Annotated in this window: 20 protein-coding genes and 1 riboswitch; of the genes, 15 read left to right on the top strand and 5 right to left on the bottom strand. The window is 37.4% G+C overall.

What is annotated here, in order from left to right:
• Nucleotides 1-78: 78 nt before the first annotated feature.
• A complete protein-coding gene (gene hfq, locus ACOZBY_RS01690) occupies nucleotides 79-309 on the top strand; it encodes an RNA chaperone Hfq (protein ID WP_031419061.1) in 231 nt (76 codons plus the stop codon).
• A 95-nt stretch (nucleotides 310-404) separates the two neighbouring features.
• Nucleotides 405-707 carry a rhodanese-like domain-containing protein gene (locus ACOZBY_RS01685; protein WP_025114024.1) on the top strand — a complete coding sequence of 101 codons (303 nt, stop codon included), beginning with the start codon at nucleotides 405-407 and terminating at the stop codon, nucleotides 705-707.
• A 49-nt stretch (nucleotides 708-756) separates the two neighbouring features.
• On the opposite strand, the gene ACOZBY_RS01680 is transcribed toward ACOZBY_RS01685, so the two are convergent.
• The gene (locus tag ACOZBY_RS01680) at nucleotides 757-1,152 is read right to left on the bottom strand and encodes a hypothetical protein (protein ID WP_012293363.1); all 396 of its coding nucleotides are present in this window, start codon (nucleotides 1,150-1,152) and stop codon (nucleotides 757-759) included.
• A 269-nt stretch (nucleotides 1,153-1,421) separates the two neighbouring features.
• Here ACOZBY_RS01680 and ACOZBY_RS01675 point away from each other — a divergent pair, with 269 nt between their 5' ends.
• Nucleotides 1,422-2,279 (top strand): DMT family transporter, encoded by an 858-nt coding sequence (locus ACOZBY_RS01675; protein ID WP_031419062.1) that lies wholly within the window; start codon nucleotides 1,422-1,424, stop codon nucleotides 2,277-2,279.
• Nucleotides 2,280-2,347: 68 nt separating this feature from the next.
• Nucleotides 2,348-2,524: riboswitch (cobalamin riboswitch) on the top strand.
• 91 nt (nucleotides 2,525-2,615) lie between these two features.
• Nucleotides 2,616-3,671 (top strand): nicotinate-nucleotide--dimethylbenzimidazole phosphoribosyltransferase, encoded by a 1,056-nt coding sequence (gene cobT, locus ACOZBY_RS01670; protein ID WP_036160989.1) that lies wholly within the window; start codon nucleotides 2,616-2,618, stop codon nucleotides 3,669-3,671.
• A 76-nt stretch (nucleotides 3,672-3,747) separates the two neighbouring features.
• Here the strand turns inward: cobT and ACOZBY_RS01665 are convergent, their stop codons facing one another.
• Nucleotides 3,748-4,353, bottom strand: coding sequence for a trimeric intracellular cation channel family protein (locus ACOZBY_RS01665; protein ID WP_031419064.1), 606 nt, complete (start codon nucleotides 4,351-4,353; stop codon nucleotides 3,748-3,750).
• A 344-nt stretch (nucleotides 4,354-4,697) separates the two neighbouring features.
• On the opposite strand from ACOZBY_RS01665, the gene ACOZBY_RS01660 reads away from it, so the two are divergent.
• From ACOZBY_RS01660 to glnA, 3 genes are all read left to right on the top strand, one after another.
• Nucleotides 4,698-5,948, top strand: coding sequence for an aminotransferase class I/II-fold pyridoxal phosphate-dependent enzyme (locus tag ACOZBY_RS01660; RefSeq protein ID WP_031419065.1), 1,251 nt, complete (start codon nucleotides 4,698-4,700; stop codon nucleotides 5,946-5,948).
• A gap of 157 nt (nucleotides 5,949-6,105) precedes the next feature.
• Nucleotides 6,106-6,483, top strand: a complete 378-nt coding sequence (locus tag ACOZBY_RS01655; protein ID WP_031419066.1) for a MerR family transcriptional regulator — start codon at nucleotides 6,106-6,108, stop codon at nucleotides 6,481-6,483.
• 54 nt (nucleotides 6,484-6,537) lie between these two features.
• A complete protein-coding gene (gene glnA / locus ACOZBY_RS01650; RefSeq protein WP_031419067.1) occupies nucleotides 6,538-7,872 on the top strand; it encodes a type I glutamate--ammonia ligase in 1,335 nt (444 codons plus the stop codon).
• A 91-nt stretch (nucleotides 7,873-7,963) separates the two neighbouring features.
• Here glnA and ACOZBY_RS01645 read toward each other — a convergent pair whose 3' ends face one another.
• Nucleotides 7,964-8,275, bottom strand: coding sequence for a CotD family spore coat protein (locus tag ACOZBY_RS01645; protein ID WP_422761345.1), 312 nt, complete (start codon nucleotides 8,273-8,275; stop codon nucleotides 7,964-7,966).
• A gap of 456 nt (nucleotides 8,276-8,731) precedes the next feature.
• Between ACOZBY_RS01645 and ACOZBY_RS01640 the strand changes: the two genes are divergently transcribed.
• The 6 genes from ACOZBY_RS01640 to ACOZBY_RS01615 all read left to right on the top strand — a co-directional run bounded on the left by ACOZBY_RS01640 (nucleotide 8,732) and on the right by ACOZBY_RS01615 (nucleotide 15,314).
• Nucleotides 8,732-9,739, top strand: a complete 1,008-nt coding sequence (locus tag ACOZBY_RS01640; RefSeq protein WP_031419069.1) for an ABC transporter substrate-binding protein — start codon at nucleotides 8,732-8,734, stop codon at nucleotides 9,737-9,739.
• 131 nt (nucleotides 9,740-9,870) lie between these two features.
• Nucleotides 9,871-10,887, top strand: a complete 1,017-nt coding sequence (locus ACOZBY_RS01635; protein WP_036160992.1) for a FecCD family ABC transporter permease — start codon at nucleotides 9,871-9,873, stop codon at nucleotides 10,885-10,887.
• A complete protein-coding gene (locus ACOZBY_RS01630) occupies nucleotides 10,880-11,920 on the top strand; it encodes a FecCD family ABC transporter permease (protein ID WP_012293373.1) in 1,041 nt (346 codons plus the stop codon). The genes ACOZBY_RS01635 and ACOZBY_RS01630 overlap by 8 nt, the downstream gene beginning before the upstream one ends.
• Before the next feature lie 50 nt (nucleotides 11,921-11,970).
• On the top strand, nucleotides 11,971-12,798 hold the full coding sequence (locus tag ACOZBY_RS01625; RefSeq protein ID WP_031419071.1) for an ABC transporter ATP-binding protein: 828 nt from the start codon (nucleotides 11,971-11,973) through the stop codon (nucleotides 12,796-12,798).
• Entirely contained in the window at nucleotides 12,795-13,565 is a 771-nt protein-coding gene (locus tag ACOZBY_RS01620; protein ID WP_031419072.1) for an IucA/IucC family C-terminal-domain containing protein, read from the top strand. The genes ACOZBY_RS01625 and ACOZBY_RS01620 overlap by 4 nt, the downstream gene beginning before the upstream one ends.
• Nucleotides 13,566-13,958: 393 nt before the next feature.
• Nucleotides 13,959-15,314: a YjiH family protein gene (locus ACOZBY_RS01615; protein WP_012293376.1), complete on the top strand. Its 1,356-nt coding sequence runs from the start codon at nucleotides 13,959-13,961 to the stop codon at nucleotides 15,312-15,314.
• Between the two features lie 15 nt (nucleotides 15,315-15,329).
• On the opposite strand, the gene ACOZBY_RS01610 is transcribed toward ACOZBY_RS01615, so the two are convergent.
• Nucleotides 15,330-16,061: a CPBP family intramembrane glutamic endopeptidase gene (locus ACOZBY_RS01610; RefSeq protein WP_416277474.1), complete on the bottom strand. Its 732-nt coding sequence runs from the start codon at nucleotides 16,059-16,061 to the stop codon at nucleotides 15,330-15,332.
• Nucleotides 16,062-16,237: 176 nt separating this feature from the next.
• Nucleotides 16,238-17,242: an acyltransferase family protein gene (locus ACOZBY_RS01605; protein WP_422761341.1), complete on the bottom strand. Its 1,005-nt coding sequence runs from the start codon at nucleotides 17,240-17,242 to the stop codon at nucleotides 16,238-16,240.
• Between the two features lie 235 nt (nucleotides 17,243-17,477).
• Here ACOZBY_RS01605 and ACOZBY_RS01600 point away from each other — a divergent pair, with 235 nt between their 5' ends.
• Nucleotides 17,478-17,729 carry a phage holin gene (locus ACOZBY_RS01600; RefSeq protein WP_012293379.1) on the top strand — a complete coding sequence of 84 codons (252 nt, stop codon included), beginning with the start codon at nucleotides 17,478-17,480 and terminating at the stop codon, nucleotides 17,727-17,729.
• An 81-nt stretch (nucleotides 17,730-17,810) separates the two neighbouring features.
• Nucleotides 17,811-19,904 (top strand): DUF2339 domain-containing protein, encoded by a 2,094-nt coding sequence (locus ACOZBY_RS01595; RefSeq protein ID WP_422761339.1) that lies wholly within the window; start codon nucleotides 17,811-17,813, stop codon nucleotides 19,902-19,904.
• The last annotated feature ends 251 nt before the right edge of the window (nucleotides 19,905-20,155 follow it).

Raw genomic sequence — 20,155 nt, 5'->3', positions numbered from 1 at the left:
AAAATTACTAATTGATAAATTGGTAGAACGTGCTACTATAGGAATGAAGAGGTAGAAAGTTAGTAGGGAGGCTATTTGATGAAATCAATCAACTTGCAAGATACGTTCTTGAACCAACTACGTAAAAACAGTGTTTTTGTAACTGTATTTCTATTAAACGGATTTCAGTTAAAAGGGACTGTGAAATCATATGATAATTTTACAGTTCTATTATTGGATGCTGATAATAAGCAGCACCTGATTTACAAGCACGCTATTTCTACATTCGTTCCAGCAAAACCAATAGAATTTTTAGAGACAGAAGCATAAAAAGATTGTTAAACAGTTAGTGTACTCCACACTGGCTGTTTTTTTTGCTTCAGGCTATAATGATAAAGGAAATAGATATTTGGAGGACGAGTTTGATGAAATCAATGGAAACAACACAATTATTAGAACTATTAGATGCAAATGAAGACCTATATATTATTGATGTTCGTGAAGAGGATGAAGTAGCACACGGCATGATTCCTGGCGCTCAGCATATCGCTCTTGGGACAATCCCAGAACGTCTAGAGGAATTAGATGAAACAAAGCCATATATTATCGTTTGTAAGGCTGGTGGCCGTTCAGCTAATGCTTGTTCTTATTTAGAAGCACAAGGATTTGATGTGACAAACCTAGAAGGTGGCATGTTAGCTTACGATGGCGAATTAGAATTTAAATAATGACATAATGAAAAAAGAAAGAGTGTATACTCTTTCTTTTTTCATGTGCTTATTTTTGGAGTGAGTCCATGATGAGGCTAAAGTTTTTTTCAAAGTTCATGTACGGGTTCACATTTTTTTGCCCCCGAACCTTTGAAGCATAACTGGCAAAATTTAAACCAGCACCGTATATTTGTAAAGCGCCATTCGCCAGGTCTCCCTTTTTTAGAAGCTCAATGCCATCCTGTAAGAAATTTTCACTCTCATCGAAGTGACATTCCGCCATGTATTTATCTCCACTATAATATAATTTCAAATTTTCTATAATGACATACGCCGTTCCTTCACTGATGAAAGCATCAACATTCATTAATAACTGATTAATCGGTTTTACTAACTGCGCATATTGACTATCATAGTTTTCACAAGTCTCTGCAATAGCGTTTCTTAATTCTCTTGCGTGCACTCTAACTCCTCCTTAAAGAAAATTTTATCCTTACCTAATGAAGTAATTAGTGATTCATTTTCCCTTTATCTATAAAACATACTCTTTAATTTTCTGAAATATGTTACAATTATATCGGTGAAGGAGGGATTTGTATGTTTCGTTCAATAGCACCCCCAACAATGTCTTTACAGTAGAATCTACTGGTAAGGCATACAATAACAGTTTGCTCATTTTCAATAGATTCTACTGTGTAGGTTAATACTTATACGTAGAAAGTAGGAATTGTAATGAGCGGAAAATTAGCGTTTGTATTATCCATGATTATTTTTGGCGCAGTTGGTGTTTTTGCCAAGTATATACCTTTATCTTCAAGTGAAATCGCTTTTTGGATGAGCTTAATTGGTGCTTGTTTTTTGATAGTGATTTTTATTTATAAAAAGGAAAGCTTTACGAAAAGAAGTATTCTCAAAAATAAGTGGAAATTAGTACTTTCTAGTGTTGCCTTATGTGGGAATTGGATTTTTTTATTTCAGGCTTATAAAGAAACAACAATTGCTAATGCTGCACTTAGTTATTATGTTGCACCAGTACTCGTTATCTGTTTATCTCCAATTATCTTAAAGGAGAAGCTAGTTGGCAGAAAAATGATGTATGTCTGTGTAGCCCTTATCGGACTTTATTTGATTGTCCAAAGTCAAGGCACTGGGGACAGTAAACAATTTATTGGCATTGTCTACGGTCTTATCGCCGCATGCTTTTACACAGCTCTAACATTTACAAATAAATGTATAGGTAACATAAAAGAACCGGGAAATACATTAATTCAACTAGCTTTAGCAGCATTTTTCCTTTGTTTTTATATACTTGGGACAACAGGATTTCAGGTCATGACAATCAGTTTTAAGTCAGTCTTACTATTAATAGTATTAGGTATTGTCCATGCAGGAGTTGGATTTTTATTGTTCTTTTGGGGCATGTCAAAGCTGAAAGGGCAAAGTATAGCCATCCTTAGCTATATAGATCCACTGACATCATTAGTCATTTCAACGATGTTTATTGGAGAAAAAATGACGCTACTACAACTAATAGGAGCGATACTATTATTAGGGTCAACATTGCTAAGTGAGCTAGAAAAAAATAGGTAGCCGAAGAAATGATACAAGTAACGCATTCAAATATTGACAGAAAAAATACTCTGTCGTAGATTAAAAGTAGTTTAATATAAGCATTAGGTGCCCATTAAGGGAGAATAGGGAATAAAGTGAAAAACTTTAGCGGACCCGCCACTGTAAAAGGGAGTTTAATAGTGAAGACCACTAGCTCATTGCTGGGAAGGTACTATGAAATGTTGAACTTAAGCCAGGAGACCTGCCTATTTGCTTTAAGAATATAGATGATGGAAAAGTCTGTAGTTTATTTGTCATGACAATAAACTACAGGCTTTTATTTTGTCTTCATGAAGAACGAGAGGAGAAATGACAATGCAATTATTACATGACACGATTCAAAACATTCAAGGCGCTGATAAAAATAGTAGGGAGCAAGCAAGAAAACGAATAGATATTCTTTGTAAGCCTCCAGGAAGCTTAGGGAAATTGGAGTCCATTGCTGTGCAACTATCTGGAATTACAGGCCAGTTATATCCGATGATTGATAAAAAGGTGATGATTGTCTGTGCAGCAGATCATGGAGTTTGTGAAGAAGGCGTGACGCCGAATCCTCAAGAGGTTACTTTATTTCAAACATTGAATTTTCCGAAGGGAGGTACAGGTGTTTGTGCAATTGCAAGTGTGACCAATACCAAAGTTGTAACGGTAGATGTTGGAGTTAAGGAGGATATCCCTCTCAATGCGGACGTAATCATCCAAAAGGTGAAATATGGAACAGGTAATATAGCACAGGGCCCTGCTATGTCTAGAGAGGAGGCTATTCAATCCATAGAAGTGGGGATTCGTGTGGCAACAGACGAAATTACAAAAGGGGCCAACCTACTTGGAACAGGTGAGATGGGCATTGGTAATACAACGCCGAGCACAGCAATCTTAGCTGTTTTGACTGGCTATGACCCTATTCAAATAACCGGGTTTGGAGCAGGTGTTGGTCAAGGAGGAATTGCTCATAAAGCAGCGGTCATTGAAAAAGCAATTATGCTTAACCAACCAAATCCTAACGATATCATTGATGTACTAGCTAAAGTTGGAGGGCTAGAGATTGGGGCTATGGCTGGTATTATACTTGCTGCCGCAAGTCACCGAAAACCTGTTGTGATTGATGGTTTTATTTCGACTATTGCTGCGCTTATAGCTTATCAAATTGAACCGAAAGTGAAGGACTTTATCATAGCTTCTCATGCTTCGGAGGAACCCGGAGCTAAAATAGCCGCTGAATTGTTGGGAGTGGAACCGATGCTGCATATGAATATGCGGTTAGGAGAAGGTTCAGGTGCAGCCCTAGCCTTTCCTCTATTAGATGCTGCTTGCTCAATGATGAAAAATATGGTGACGCTGGAAGAAGCAACGAATCTTTTGGCTAAATAGTTACTGAAAAACAAATAAGCGCAAATAGTTAAAGAGCTATTTGCGCTTATTCGTTTTTTTTTATCAATGATAGACTCTATGCCCGATTCAACCTTCGCAAAGGTAAACGCCATTTCATCATATAGGAAAGAATACGTAATGCTGTAATTACCGCAAATAAAATATAAAGGAAGATATCTCCTGTAAAAACTTCAAATCCAATAACAAGCCCTGCGAGAGCAGCCCACACACCATAGACTTCGTCACGAAGTACAAGTGGTTTTCGTCTAGCTAATAAATCACGCACAATACCACCACCCGACCCTGTTAAGACCGCAGCTACGATGACAGCACTAATCGGCATATCCAGCTTTACGGCGTAGAGTGCGCCTTGAATAGCAAATGCTGATAAACCAATCGCATCTGTAAAATTACCCCAACGATGCCAATGTTGAATCAAATGATGTGGAAAAATAAAAAATATGGTAATTGCAGCAAGCGCAATTTGAAACATCATATCCTGTCCCCATAATGTCGTGACAGGTAGACCGATAAGTAAATTTCGAATAGCCCCTCCACCAAAAGCAGTGACAATACCGAGTATATAAACACCGAATAAATCGTATTCCTCTTCCATTGCAATAATTGCCCCAGAAATAGCAAAGGCAATTGTACCGATCATACTAAAAACTTCCCAAGCCATCCCTTTCACCCCTTCTATCAATAAATGAACCTCATTCCTAAAGTTGAAAGATCCTGTAAGTAACAAAATCTATGAATTTAATAGCCAAAATTAAACATTAAATACGCTTCTTGAAATAAGTCCGCACATTAGCTTAGCGTAAATTTCACTCAGAAACAATAGGCAAGTTTTACAGGGACCTATACAAATTGATAAGATGTTAATGAAATAAAGAAAAACATCTGTCATAAGCGTTCATTACAAGTAGACAATCAGGGAATCCTAGGATAATCGAGGTCCATTTAGATATAGAATAAAGTTTACGGAATAATATGCATGACAATTGTGAAATGGAGAAGAAAAGAATGACGTTTACATCTAATTTATCAGCATCGACGCTATCTTTAGCGGCAACAATAGAAGAAAGAGTGAGACCTTTTCATGCTAGGGTGGAGGAGATGGCGTTTTATAACCAACAAAAAGTGCTAGCGGCATTTCGTAAGCATCAAGTGAGTGATTATCATTTACACCCATCCAATGGCTATGGCTATGACGATGAGGGACGCGATAATTTAGAGCGTGTCTATGCTGAGGTGTTTGGAGCAGAGTCCGCCATTGTTCGACCGCAAATTATTTCAGGCACACATGCAATTACGCTTAGTTTATTCGGTGTGCTGCGTCCTGGTGATGAGTTGCTCTATATTTCTGGACAGCCATATGATACGTTACAATCCATTGTTGATGGTGGTGACAAAGATACAGGTTCCTTGAAAGATTATCAAATCGGTTATTCACATGTTGAGTTACTGGATAATCAAACCATTGATTGGGAAGGAGTGGAAGCGGCCATAACGGCAAAAACGAAAGTGATTGCCATTCAACGATCAAAGGGCTATGCAACGCGACCATCCTTTTCTATAGCAGAGATTGCTGATATGTGTGCAAAGATTCGTGAGCTAGCTCCACAGGCCATTATTTTTGTTGATAATTGCTATGGTGAATTTGTAGAAAAGCAAGAGCCTACAGAGATTGGTGCTGATTTAATGGCGGGCTCTCTCATTAAAAATCCAGGTGGAGGATTAGCGAAAATTGGAGGTTATATCGCAGGCCGAGCAGATTTAGTGGAGAAATGTGCGTACCGGATGACTTCACCTGGAATCGGGGCAGAAGCAGGAGCTACATTAAATACATTGGGTGATTTTTATCAAGGGTTTTTCCTAGCTCCACATGTTGTATCACAAGCATTAAAGGGCGCCATTTTTACGGCAGCTATGCTGGAGGAAATAGGGATGAATACATCTCCAAGTTACCAGGCACATCGGACAGATTTAATACAATCGGTTTCTTTCCAAACCGCACAGCAAATGATTGACTTTTGTCGGGAAATACAAGCCAACTCGCCAATAAATGCTCATTACGCACCAGAACCAGCCTATATGCCAGGCTACGAGGATGATGTCATTATGGCAGCGGGGACATTTATCCAAGGCTCCAGCATAGAGCTAACAGCAGATGGGCCGATACGACCTCCCTTTACAGCCTTTATACAGGGTGGGCTAACTTATGAACATGTAAAATTTGCAATTTGTAGTGCGGTACAAGCTATTCAAAAATAGAGATGAGGAAATGGACAAACCGTAAATTTGAATAGTTTTTTACAATTTTCTCTCGGATTGAAAAAAATAGTGCCAACCATGTTAGGAAACCTGACATGGTTGGTTGACAGTGAAAAAATTTCGTTATATGATAAGCGGGTATTGGAGGAGGACTTAAATGAGTCGTGAAATTAGACGAACTATGCCGTTATTATCAATGAGTATTGTAATGCAATTAACTGAGCTCTCGGCACGACAAATTCGTTATTATGAAGAACACCATTTAATTGAGCCGCACCGAACAGAAGGCAACCGTCGAATGTTTTCATTAAATGATGTCGACACATTGCTTGAAATTAAAGACTACTTAGAACAGGGTATGAATATGGCGAAGATTAAAAAGATATTTGCTAAAAGGAAAAATCCTGTTTCTACAATTGAAGAACAAGATTTAAGTGATTCTGAATTACGTCAAATTATGCGCGAAGAAATGCGTCAAGCACAGCGCATGCAAAAATCATCCATCCGACGAGGGGATTTATCTCGATTCTATTAAAAATAGGGTAGGGTAAACATAAAAGCTAGACAAATTATAGGAGTGTGGAAAACTGTGGGTAAATTCACAAAAGAGGACATTAAACGTCTCATCGAAGAAAAGAATGTAAGCTTTATTCGTTTACAATTTACAGATATTCTTGGCACAATCAAAAACGTTGAGATTCCTGTAAGTCAATTAGACAAAGCACTAGAAAATAAAATGATGTTTGATGGCTCATCTATTGAAGGCTTCGTTCGAATCGAAGAATCAGATATGTATTTATATCCTGATCTTGATACTTTCGTGGTATTCCCTTGGACTTCTGAAAAAGGGAAAGTGGCACGTCTTATCTGTGATGTTTACACTGCGAAAGGCGAACCGTTTGCTGGTGACCCACGAAATAACCTAAAACGTATTCTTAAAAAAATGGAAGATATGGGCTTCTCAAGCTTCAATTTAGGGCCAGAGCCTGAATTTTTCTTATTCAAATTAGATGCAAAAGGAGAACCAACTTTAGAAGTAAATGACCATGGTGGTTATTTCGATTTAGCTCCAACAGATCTTGGTGAAAACTGCCGTCGTGATATCGTATTAGAGCTAGAAGAAATGGGCTTTGAAATTGAAGCCTCTCACCATGAGGTTGCTCCTGGACAACATGAAATCGACTTTAAATATGCAGACGCTGTTACAGCTTGTGATAACATCCAAACATTTAAATTAGTCGTGAAAACAATCGCTCGTAAACACGGTTTACACGCTACATTTATGCCAAAGCCATTATTTGGTGAAGCTGGTTCTGGTATGCACTTTAACGTGTCACTATTTAAAGGTAAAGAAAATGCATTTTATGATGAATCTACGGAATTAGGACTATCAAATACAGCTATGCAATTTATGGCTGGTGTCCTTGCACACGTACAAGGTTTCACGGCTGTTACAAATCCAACAGTTAACTCTTATAAACGTCTAGTACCTGGTTATGAAGCGCCATGTTATGTAGCATGGTCAGCACAAAACCGTTCACCACTCATTCGTATTCCATCAGCACGTGGTCTGTCAACTCGTGTAGAAGTACGTTCAGTGGACCCATCCGCAAACCCATACTTAGCGATGGCTGTTATTTTAGAGGCAGGTCTAGAAGGTATTCGTCAAAACTTGACACCACCAGCAGCTATTAACCGTAATATCTATGTGATGTCGGAAGAAGAGCGCCAAGCGAATGGTATTGAAAACCTACCAGCAGCACTTGACGATGCTTTAACATTACTGGCTAAAGATAAAGTAGCGCAAGCAGCTTTAGGTGAGCATATTTATGCTAACTTTAAAGAAGCAAAAGAAATCGAGTTCGATATGTATCGTACAACTGTACATCAGTGGGAACGCGATCAATATTTAAAAATGTATTAATAACGAATAAAACCGAGTACCTCTAAGAGAGGCTACTCGGTTTTTTTGTTTGAAATAATGAACGGGTATTACTCGCCCCCCTCATTATTTATTAATAGCCCATATGTTTATGGGGATGATGCGGCATATGACAAGGGTTAGGTGGCATACCGCACATTGTATGTGTTTCACAGCATTCATTAACAACTGACTCTGTGCATGGGAAATAGTATTGGTGATCAATCATATGTTTGTTCACTGTTGTGACATGTACTGGTTGTACATGTGGAACAACTGTATGGATATAATTTGTGCGAACATATTGCTCTGGTGGTAAAAATTGTGGTGGATCAAATTGCATGGGCATTGTTTGTGGGGGACAGCAGTGTGGACCTTTTGCCGGATGGCGTCTTCGTTGAAACATGTTATAACCTCCTGTTTTGATAAGTTGTCGTTCATTATTAAGATATGAGATAGACGTCAATAGGGACTATTTATTTGCCTATTATTGAATAGGTAAATCTAACAAGTCACTGGAATGGTAGAACATCTAATGTAGAATTGCCTTCACATTAGGTGAAAAAAGGAACTACAAATCGCATTTTTCACATTCTATTGTTGTCAAAATAGTAGTGAATCGATCTAGTGTTTAAACAATAGTCCTCTGCATCTTGCGATTATTGTGTCGAAATTTTTACAAATAACCAACAAACCTAATGCTTCCAAACTATAGATGATTGAGTTGGAAGCTAAATTAACAATAAAATTATTAAAAAAGTATATTTTTTGAAAAAATAGATATTGTCAAGCAAACAGTCATACAGTATACTCTTTAATTGATAATGATTATCGTTATTGATTATAATTTAGGAGGAAATGTATGTCGAAATTATCACTACGTAACAAAAATATTTTTATTCTTTTTGCATTAGTATCAATCTTCTCTCTCTTGATGGTTGGATGTGGAGATAAAGCATCAAACACTAGTAGTAGTTCGCAAGAAACTGATAAAGCTGAAGAAGGTAATACAGAGTCTTCTAGCCGTGAAATTACCCACGCTATGGGTACTACGACAATTGAAGGAACACCTACAAAAATCGTTACGCTATACCAAGGGGCTACTGATGTTGCAGTAGCAATGGGCATTAAGCCAGTAGGAGCAGTAGAATCTTGGGCAGAAGCACCTTTTTATAATTATTTGAAAAAAGATTTAGATGGTGTTGCAGTTGTGGGACAAGAAACACAACCAAATCTTGAGGAAATTGCAAAGCTTAAACCAGATCTAATCATTGCATCGAAAGTTCGTCATGAGGAAATTTATGATCAGTTATCACAAATTGCTCCAACCGTTGCTCATGAAACGGTATTTGATTTCAAAGGTACAGCAGAAATGATGGGTCAAGCAATGAATGAGGAAGAAAAGGTTAAAGAGTTATTTGGAGATTGGGATACGCGAGTTGCTGATTTCCAAACAAAAATGAAAGAGAAGCTTGGCGATAAATGGCCATTCCATGTTGCGGTTGTCAATTTCAGAGCAGACCATGCACGTATTTATGTAACTGGATATGCAGGTTCTATATTGTCAGAGCTTGGCTTCCAAGGTCCTAAAAATTTAACTGATGACTCATTGGAGATCGTCAAACTAACAGATAAAGAAAGTATTGCGCAAATGAATGCCGATGTCATTTATATGTTTATGGAAAATGATGACGCTGTGAAAAAGAATTATGAAGAGTGGACAAATCATCCTCTATGGAAAGAGCTCGATGCTGTGAAGGCAAATCAAGTTTACCAAGTAGATGAAATCAATTGGAATCTAGCTGGCGGATTGATTAGTGCTAATTTAATGCTAGATGATATTTATGACAAATTTGAATTAGATAAATAGAGAAAGTGATTAGGGCTGTTTAAAGTGTTAGAGAATGCTTGAGAGACAGCCCTCTCCTTGTAGTGTTTCGCCTATAAAAACCTACAACTTTTCTCAAAAGATAAAATGTGGTTCAAGAAAGTTGGCGCAAAATGAGAATTTTTCTTTCTACTACCTCGATGAAACAAATAGGGTTGTTCATCAGTTGTTTGGTCCTATTGCTGACGTTTATGTTCAGCATAACTATTGGTCAAACATCTATTCCCTTCTCGTCAATCTATGATGCCATTTTTCATTATGATGCTGCTAATAAGGAGCATGTCATTATTCGAACATCTAGATTTACAAGAGCTGTGATCGCTACAGTAGTTGGCGCAAGCCTTGCTATCTCGGGAGCATTGATGCGGGCATTAACAAGAAACCCTTTAGCAGCTCCTGATATTTTAGGTATTAATGCAGGGGCAATATTTTTTATTGTCAGTGCCATTACTCTTTTTTCTGTTAATTCTTTAATGAGTTATATGTGGATTGCCTTTTTAGGTGCTGGTGCAGCGGGAGCTATGGTGTTTTTCCTTGGATCATTAGGAAGAGATGGTTTAACACCGATTAAAATAGTACTAGCTGGTGCAGCGATTACAGCTCTATTTGTCTCGTTTACGCAGGGGCTTTTAGTAATTGATGAACAAGGTTTACAAAGTGTACTATTTTGGCTAGCGGGGTCAGTATCAGGTCGTAGCATAGACATGCTCATACCTGTCCTACCATTTATTTTAGGGGGCACGATCATAGCAATAGGTATGGGTCGTTCTATAAATATTTTACAATCAGGTGATGATATTGCAAAAGGATTGGGACAACGAACAATGGTGACGAAACTCACACTTGGCATCATCATAATTATTCTTGCAGGTAGCTCAGTTGCTGTAGCAGGTTCGATTGGCTTTATTGGTTTAATTGTCCCTCATATAGCGATTCATCTTGTTGGCATGGATTATCGTTGGATTATACCGTACAGTGCGGTATTAGGAGCCATACTGCTGTTGCTTGCAGATATAGCAGCAAGATACGTAATTATGCCATTAGAAATGCCAATTGGTGTAATGACTGCATTAATTGGTGCTCCTTTCTTTATTTATATTGCACGAAAGGGGTTAGCTAAAAATGTCTAATTATAGGACGATTCGAACGAAATCCGATCGCATATCTTTTCAAATCGCCAAAAAGACTTGTTGGATTATACTACTGTTAAGCTTATTATTAGTCATCATAACGATTATTGGTTTATCTGCGGGTAGCGATTTTATTCATCCTGTCACCGTAGTGAAGGAATTATTAGGCTACGGAAACGGAGAGTACGATTTTGTCTTACATACATTAAGGCTTCCGCGTATTTTAATGGCCTTATTAGTTGGTGCTGCGCTAGGAGTTGCTGGTTTAATTTTACAAGGAATCATAGGCAACCCTTTAGCTGCTCCAGATATTATTGGTGTAACGAGTGGGGCGTCCATGGGTGCGATTATTTTTATCGTGTATTTTATGGGGTCAGTGGGCATTCAATTTTTACCGTTAGCTGCCATTTTAGGTGCGGCTATTATCTCCTTTATCATTTACCTGCTGTCATGGAGAAAAGGTGTCACACCTATACGTATGGTGCTTATTGGAATTGGGATTTCCGCGTTAGCAAAGGCAGTGGTAACTATGCTGTTGGTGATCAGCGAGGTAGCCGCAACAACGAAGGCCTATCTATGGCTGACAGGTAGTTTGTATGGGGCAAATATGACAGATGTCTACTTGCTTTTACCATGGGTTACTCTCTTATTACCTCTAACATTTGTTTTAGCGAGAACCGTCAATGTGAAGGAATTAGGAGATGACATTGCGATAGGGCTGGGCGTAAAAGTTCAAGTGTACCGTTTGCTCTTTTTACTTATTAGTGTAATGCTAGCTGGTTCTGCAGTTGCTTTTGCTGGTGGAATTGCCTTTGTTGGATTAGTAGCCCCACATATGAGTAGATTGCTAGTAGGGCGTTCTTTTGCAGGATTAATACCTGTTACGGCTATAATTGGTGGCATTATTGTCATTGTAGCTGACATTGTTGCACGTACAGCCTTTTTACCAAAGGATTTACCAACAGGTGTCTTTACGGCTGCAATTGGAGCACCATTCTTTATATATTTACTATTTAGAACGCGCAATCAATAATGCCCAATGATAAATGAGTTAAAAGCGTGAGAGAAGAGGGTGAAGGGATTTTGAAAAACGTCTTAGAAGTACAAAATCTAGATGTTAGCTATGGTGAAAATCTTATTTTAGAAGATTTGAATCTTCAAATACCAAAAGGGAAAATTACGGTACTAGTAGGTGCCAATGGCTGTGGAAAATCTACGCTCCTTAGAACGTTTGCCCGACTGCAAAAACCAAGGTCAGGTGAAATTTTCTTAGAAAATCATCCACTAGACGCCATTTCAACTAAAGAGGTGGCAAAACGGTTAGCCATTCTTCCACAGGGACCTGTTGCACCAGAAGGATTAACTGTCCAACAATTGATTAAACAAGGTCGTTACCCTCATCAGAGCTGGTTAAAGCAATGGTCTACAGAGGATGAAACTATTGTGAACAATGCTCTTGAGGTGACACAGATGACCGAATTTGCGGATCGCCCAGTAGATGCATTATCAGGTGGGCAGCGTCAGCGTGTGTGGATTGCTATGACATTGGCTCAAAAAACGGATCTTATTTTACTAGATGAACCTACAACCTATTTAGATATGGCTCATCAAGTAGAAATTTTAGATTTACTATTTGATTTGAATGAACATGAAGGCCGTACAGTTGTTATGGTATTACACGATTTAAACTTAGCCTGTCGTTATGCTCATCATATTGTAGCTGTGCGAAATAAACGGGTATACGCACAAGGAAAGCCAGAGGAAGTGGTGACACCTGAGATGGTACAAGCGGTCTTTCGGATGGACTGTACCATAATGAGAGACCCTCTATTTGGAACGCCATTATGTGTTCCGCATGGTAAGGGAAGAACAGTTCAGATGGAAGCATTTGAGGAGGTAGCGGCCACTTGAGCAACAAATTGTCAGCTGAAGAAATACCCATACTATTAAGCGATTATCGATTGACGTTTGAGCCCGCGATAGACGCTACTTACTCCATAAGAGCGGAAAATTTATTGGACTCTGAACTGGCCCTAGTCTATTTACAAACAATCGCACCTTTTTTTCAATCGGCCTCTTTATTAGTGACAGCATCGTTATTTGGAAAGCGTTATAGTGTCTTGACGATGGCTTCAGCATTCTATGCCATGTCGAGATACGATAAAGGGCTACACGTTGCTATTGATAATATTTGGGTGGAAGCAGAAGGACATGCGAAGCCATGGCTACCTAACGTTCGGTTCATAGATCATACGGTGTCTGTGCCAACAATTGATCGTAAATCATGGCGTGACGAGGTGCTGAAAGGAATTTTTGCGGACAATCTAGCAAAAGTGTGGCAGTCATTAATGAAAGTAAGTAAAATCCCAAAAACAATCTTATGGGAAAATACAGCTATTTATGTCAATTGGCTATATGAAACGAAAATAAGAGAAGGGGCCAATGAGCAAGAAATTACTCGCCTACAAGAGGATTATGCCTATATTGTACATGAGGCACCAGGTGCTCTCTTTGGCGAGAAGAAAAATCCTCTGACTAAATATTGTGGACCTAAAGTGACAATAAAGGAATCTGAGCAACCTATCCGCTTAAGAAAAACATGTTGTTTCTATTACCATACATCTGATGAAGCAAATGACTTTTGTATCTCCTGTCCTAAAATCAAAAGACTCGTCTAACCTCATAAAGTTTACAAATTCCTCAAAGTGAATAAATGTGATGTTTATTCACTTTTTCTTACTTTAAAAATTTCTGTTTGTTATCTTATATAATTGTTATACTTGATTGAAGCATTTGTTGCCTGTATAAAAATTCAGAAAAATGTGAGATTGAACCAATGGCTTTATAGCGTTTAAAATAGTTTTATAACACAGTAATGTTATAAAAACATGAATGATGTGAGTATTTTTCTGTTTAAAACTCAAAACTCTATTGTTTTTATAATAGTACTATAACAGGTTATGAGGGGAGGTTTTGAATGAACACAACATATAGAGCTTATAGAATAGTAGATTGAGAAATAGATCAAGTTGCAATTTCATGATTAATAGAAATGAGGTTTTAATCAAAAAATGAAAAAATATGCTGTTTCTACATATGTTTATTTTATCATCCCTTCTTTAATTGGTATTTTTCTATTTATGACACCTGTCTTAACAGAAGAAGGCTGGAAGGTACCAATTGCAATTTTAGCAAATGTTTTAGCAACTATTGTTGCTCCTATTATTAGTTATTTTACAATTTTTATGTTTGCTATTTCAGCAATTGGCGCACTTATGGCTAAATTTATTCCTCGTAAAAACGTAAAAGAGCCAAGTATTTTAGATACATTGTTTTATGTTAATTGGTTTTGGACGATTACCCGCTGTATCGGCTTAGTTTTTGCTTCAATGGTTGTCTTTAACTTTGGTCCTTTTGCCATCAACAACGAAAATACTGGTGGACTACTGATGGATCCTAATGATGGTCTTGTCACATTTTTATTTACCATCTTCTTGTTTGCTGGATTCCTCTTGCCGTTTTTGACTAATTTCGGGCTTCTTGAATTTTTCGGTACAATGATGGTGAGAATTATGCGACCCCTATTTAAAAGTCCGGGCCGTTCTTCCATTGATGCCCTTACATCATGGGTCGGTGATGGAACGATTGGTGTTTTAATGACTAGTAAACAATATGAAATGGGGAACTATACCAAAAAAGAAGCAGCTATTATTGCAACAAGCTTCTCGGTAGTATCTATTACATTTTGTATCGTAGTATTGGATACGGTTCATTTGGCACGCTATTTTATTCCATACTATTTAACAGTTGTCTTTTGTGGAATTGTACTAGCGATTATTATGCCCCGTATCTATCCACTTGCACAGAAAGAAGATACATATATAGATGGTACGCCTGTAGACTATTCACGTGAGGAATTACCAGAGGGCTATAATTTAGTCTCACATGGCTTAGAAAATGCACTTGCTGTTGCCCATGACAATCGTGACCCACGCAAATTTATTAAAGATGGATTTAGAAATGTTATTGATTTATGGGTTGGTGTTGCGCCTATCGTAATGGCTTTTGGTACGATTGCCCTAATGCTTGCCGAATTTACGAGTATCTTTGTGATTTTAGGCAAACCCTTTGAGCCTATTTTAACAGTACTTGGCTTACCAGAGGCGGCACAAGCAGCACAAACAATGGTTGTGGGCTTTGCAGATATGTTCCTGCCTTCTATTTTAGGTGCAGGGATTGAATCTGATACCACTAGATTTGTCATAGCAGTTGTTTCAGTCACGCAGTTAATTTATATGTCTGAGGTGGGTGGACTTATTTTAGGTACGAAAATTCCATTGAAATTTTTCGATTTAGTGGTGATATTTATATTACGTACACTTATCTCACTTCCAATTGCTGCATTAGTGGGCCACCTTTTATTCTAATCAAAATGCCAAGTCCTAGATGGACTTGGCATTTTTCATGGAATTTATAGCATAGGATTTCTTTACTCGCTTCCATAAAACAAGCATATAGACAAATAGCACTAAAATAATAAGATAACCACTAAGCGTAGGGCTCTCTACATTTCCCATAAAGTTAAAGAAATTATTGAATCCATGGAAAATAATGGTAATAATAATCGATTGCCCATCTAAAATAAGTAAAGAAAGAACAAGGCCCACTAAAAGGGCATAGATGATTTGAATAATAGTATCTTCAAGCGATTGCCCACCAAGTAATTGTAAAGCATGTGTAATGCCAAACAATAAACTAGAAATGAATACCGCTGTAAATGCACCCTTGGCAAGAAGCATTCGCAGCATAAGGCCCCTAAATATGGTCTCTTCTATAAATGCCACAATAAGCACTTGCATTAAAAACATAAAAATAAGATCGCTAATCGATGTGAGATTTAATCCTTTAGTACTTACAAGGATGATTCCTAAAACAAAAAGTAGCGGTAAAATCATTAATAAATGATTCTTTTGAATAGGATGAAAGAAATACATTTGCCAGTTTTTTTTCAGGGCAATATAAATGAAGAGTCCCAATGCTAGTGGAACTAACATAGCAAACTGTAACAAAGGGCTTGATGGTTCTTTAATAGAAACAAAAGCTCCGTTACCAACATAGAAAAGTATGATAAGAAACTCTAAGCCAATTATTTTGGCAATCACTTTTTGTTTCATTCTGTTCATTTCCTCCTAATCATGCTAGCAGTAATTAATAGGAAGACACTTAAAAAGAGAGTGCTTCTGGAAAAAAATAGGGAAATACATTCTAAAATGATGTTAAAATCCACAACACGTAATAAATGTACTCGTCGTAATTAATGAACTATTATCCATTGTATCAAATTTTTTCCTCAATTTTGGATTGACTTTTTTTGGTGAGATTTGCCGATTAAATATGCACTAAAGGGGAGAAAGGAAATAATTTTTATGAACAACATACAGACGACAAAACTAGCTAGAAAAAGTGAAATAACTTGTAGAGAAGTGGTAGGGAGTAATGCACTATAGGGAGCTAGATATTCTTGAATAAGCCAGTGAATTAAAAAGATACCAAAGGAATAACGACTTATGGTATGGATGAAGGGCAGCTTAGGTAAAATTTGGGCAAATGTTAAAATAAAAATCGTCATCGCTAACACAAATAGAATCATATCGATTCTTCGTGATGTAATTTGCTGGTCGCCCAAATAATAATTTAAATAGATAATGACTGTTGCAAGTATAACCGATAAAACGGTAAAAAATTTATATTTAAGGAGATAATATGTGAATCTTTCATAATGACGACCCATGAAATAGGCAAATACAAAATAAGGAAGCCAGCCTACGAAGAGCAGTCGTATAAAATGATCGTTATTTACGAAATAATCTATATTTAATTTTGCTAGTGTCATATAGAAAACCCCTAGTAAGAACATTATGGGAGCAAACCATATACAGGATAGATTATATTTTTTTACCATAAAAAATAGAATATAGAGCTGAAAAATCGTCATGACAAACCACCCAGAAAAATCCCCCAAAATAATGTGACGATACAGGGCATACCAAAAATTTTCATGATAATGAAAGGCTGCATTAGCCGCATATAAAATACCAGCAGCTACAAACGGCATGACGATAAACTGAAATCGATGCCATAAAAAATGGGAAGGCAGCTGATGTTGATAGCGATTAGCTAATATTAAAATGGATAATAAAATGAAAATGGGTGTGGCGGCACATAGCACAAGTCTAAAAAATTGATAGAAAGGTTGATCAATAAAGCCATTAATAATTTCAATATTTGTCGTCGCGTGCAATAGCACAATACTTAAGCAAGCAATAGCTCTCAATGCGTTCCACTCGTACACCATCTCAATCACCCTCGATTTCAGTAAATTGGCGGGCATCTCCTGCCAGGATGCAACCTTACTAACTATATGAATTTGGCATTATGGTTACAACCGGTCTGTCTTTCACTCGAAAATAGTTTAGTTCGCAAATTATTATTAAAAATACCTAGTAAACTTGTCAAAAGCTCCATTTTTGCATATGTGTTACATAACCTCCCTGCATATACTGGTTCAAGAGGGGGGGAGGTGAGCTTTTATGAGAATTAACTGGAAGGTTCGTCTTCAACATATACCATTTTTATTAGGTCTATTTTCATTGTTACTCTTACTCGCACAACAAGTAGGAGCGATTTTCGGCTTTGATTTGACAGCTGCAATAAGTGAGCAAATTGCAGCTATTTTAAATACAGTTCTATCTATTCTTGTATTAATGGGTGTCATAGTAGACCCAACGACAAAAGGTACAAGTGATAGTGAAAAGGCATTAATGTATAGGAGACCACGATAAAGTATTCAAAAAGTGTAATTTTACAATAAGGATAAATATGTTATAATGTTAGAAAATTGATACAGTGGGGAGGATGATTGAATGTCCCTTGAAATGGAACGAAGAGTGGCTAAACTTGAGGAGGAAATGGCAGAGTTACGTCAGGAGTTAAGTGAATTAAGGCGAATTCAAAGCAATGAGAAAATAAATACTCTTGATGCAAGACAGTCAATGATCGAGCAATCGGTTCCAATAAAACCAAAACCAACACCAAAACCAACAGTGGAGTCGAAGACTACCCCAGTCAAAACAGCACAAAAAGAGGTGCAACCACAGCCATCGATGGAGGAACGTGTTATGTGGGCACTTCCAAAAGTATTCATGGTTATTTTAGTTATGGGGGTACTTTGGGGTCTCAAACTTGTTAGTGACTATGGTTATTTATCGAATGGCGTGAAAATCATCCTTGCCTATTCATTATCGGTAGGATTGGCGATTATCGCTTATATTCTGGAACGTAGAAAAGTAGGCTCTCCCGCTATTACCGTCTCATTATATGGCGGAGCATTTATTGTTGGTATTTTAACGACTGCAGCTAGTGCCATTTTATACGAGATCATCCATCTCACACCAGCGCTTGGTATTACGATTCTTTATATTGGCTATGGTATTGCAATAAGTTACTTAAAGAAAAATGAGGCATTAACTATTTTTGTTGCTTTTACCTCATTATTACTACCTTATTTATTAGAATATATGGACTTTAGTGCCATCATTATTTTACTATTTGTTATCGTTTTATTTGCCATGCTGCAATTGGTTGTCCAACAGCACAAGCAGAAGCTTGCCCTTTATATTTCAGCCTTTTTCTCAGTGGTGGCAATAGGTGTTGTTGCATTTATGAATCATGATAAGCAAGTTGTCTTTGCTTTTGGTTTACTTGCTATACTAGCCATCTTTTATGCAAGCTGGTGTCGATTATTTCATGCACAATCTAAATGGAGAGCTCTTCATATTGGCCTCCAATTTTCGTTAGGGTCATTTAGTTTATTGCTGATGAACCTGATCATACGCTCACTAGAATATGGGGAAGCAGTGCTACTTGTTTTGTTTGGTTTATTCATAGCATTATCGTTTTATAGTCATCGTCAAAAATGGCAGGAAGTATTTGATAGTGCTATAACACTCGCATTTATGACCGTATGTAATACGGTACTTATCATGAATATACCTGATAAAGTGGATGATTTACTATATCCATTGATCGCATTTGCAGGTGTAATGATGAGCTTACGATTACGGGCCAGTATGATGAAGGTAGTCACATCATTTTTCCTTGTGATGACATTGTTGCTAAACTTTATTTTCCATGAACCAACACCATTTATGAGCTTTAATCATGTAAGCCTGTTCATGCCGATTATTTATCTTGTAGTCATTTACTTGTATGCTAGACGCCCAAAAGAAACGTTATCACCTTTTGAGAAAGTCATGAAGGATGTATATGCTATTGATATTTTAGCAGTAATCACCACAGGCTACTTCTTAGCTTATATGAGCAAACTAGATACAGCCTATTTTGCGGCAACAAATGGCATTCAGTATTTGATGTGTATGGCACTAGCTGCTTTGTTTGCAGGAACTCTGCTCGTGTCAGAGAAATTCAAAGGGCGTGTTCTAACGCCTGTGCTGGGAGCATTCTTTATCGTATTTTCTTTGATGGTCAGCGCAAAGCCTTCTATGTTGGACAGCTTAAGTATGATGACCAGATTAGTTTATATAGCAGTAATAGTGGCGATTATTGTGGACGTTCTAGTAAAGGGCCGTATTTATCGGCTATATGCAGAACGAATGGGGAAATATGTAGACGCTATTGTTAGCTCAGGTGTCGTACTCACAATGATCTCGATATGGGGGCTCGTTCATCAATTTACGTATAGTCATCTACTTGATTGGAAACTAAGTATAGCTCTTACAACGATTACATTATTTCTAACCGCGAGTATTTCGTTATGGCTTAGTTCCACGCAACAATTAAAAACGCTTCGCATTACAGGCTTTGTTATCTTAGTCATTGCGTTTATCAAGCTGATTTTCTTCGACCTATCAGCACTTGATTTATTAATTAGAGCTGTTCTATTTATAACAATTGGTGGCATTGGCATGCTGTTATCAGGTAGGTTACTGAGGAAATAAATAAAAGAGATTCCAATGATTTTTGGAATCTCTTTTATCTTGTGCTAAACTGATAATACTCTTACTCTACTCCTTCTTTCTTCTTATCGTACTTTAAATCCTTTGTGAAAATATTCCTCAAATACATCACATATTATCTATGTCCCTTGTTCTGAATAACATTGGTTACGTGTATTACCGAGCAAAACTACAATAATTATATGAATAGGCGCATCATACGGATTGTATGGGCGCCTATTGGTTTAGGAGGA

The organism is Lysinibacillus sp. NPDC056220, from assembly GCF_049315265.1.
Classification (GTDB): domain Bacteria; phylum Bacillota; class Bacilli; order Bacillales_A; family Planococcaceae; genus Lysinibacillus; species Lysinibacillus pinottii.
The sequence above is the reverse complement of the archived record's forward strand: the minus strand, read 5'-3'. Positions and strand labels throughout refer to the sequence as shown.

Coding starts and splice junctions, on each gene's coding strand:
- hfq (WP_031419061.1), top strand. CDS start 79: ATGAAATCAATCAACTTGCAAGATACGTTCTTGAACCAACTACGTAAA.
- ACOZBY_RS01685 (WP_025114024.1), top strand. CDS start 405: ATGAAATCAATGGAAACAACACAATTATTAGAACTATTAGATGCAAAT.
- ACOZBY_RS01675 (WP_031419062.1), top strand. CDS start 1,422: ATGAGCGGAAAATTAGCGTTTGTATTATCCATGATTATTTTTGGCGCA.
- cobT (WP_036160989.1), top strand. CDS start 2,616: ATGCAATTATTACATGACACGATTCAAAACATTCAAGGCGCTGATAAA.
- ACOZBY_RS01665 (WP_031419064.1), bottom strand. CDS start 4,353: ATGGCTTGGGAAGTTTTTAGTATGATCGGTACAATTGCCTTTGCTATT.
- ACOZBY_RS01660 (WP_031419065.1), top strand. CDS start 4,698: ATGACGTTTACATCTAATTTATCAGCATCGACGCTATCTTTAGCGGCA.
- ACOZBY_RS01655 (WP_031419066.1), top strand. CDS start 6,106: ATGAGTCGTGAAATTAGACGAACTATGCCGTTATTATCAATGAGTATT.
- ACOZBY_RS01645 (WP_422761345.1), bottom strand. CDS start 8,275: ATGTTTCAACGAAGACGCCATCCGGCAAAAGGTCCACACTGCTGTCCC.
- ACOZBY_RS01640 (WP_031419069.1), top strand. CDS start 8,732: ATGTCGAAATTATCACTACGTAACAAAAATATTTTTATTCTTTTTGCA.
- ACOZBY_RS01635 (WP_036160992.1), top strand. CDS start 9,871: ATGAGAATTTTTCTTTCTACTACCTCGATGAAACAAATAGGGTTGTTC.
- ACOZBY_RS01630 (WP_012293373.1), top strand. CDS start 10,880: ATGTCTAATTATAGGACGATTCGAACGAAATCCGATCGCATATCTTTT.
- ACOZBY_RS01615 (WP_012293376.1), top strand. CDS start 13,959: ATGAAAAAATATGCTGTTTCTACATATGTTTATTTTATCATCCCTTCT.
- ACOZBY_RS01610 (WP_416277474.1), bottom strand. CDS start 16,061: ATGAAACAAAAAGTGATTGCCAAAATAATTGGCTTAGAGTTTCTTATC.
- ACOZBY_RS01605 (WP_422761341.1), bottom strand. CDS start 17,242: ATGGTGTACGAGTGGAACGCATTGAGAGCTATTGCTTGCTTAAGTATT.
- ACOZBY_RS01600 (WP_012293379.1), top strand. CDS start 17,478: ATGAGAATTAACTGGAAGGTTCGTCTTCAACATATACCATTTTTATTA.
- ACOZBY_RS01595 (WP_422761339.1), top strand. CDS start 17,811: ATGTCCCTTGAAATGGAACGAAGAGTGGCTAAACTTGAGGAGGAAATG.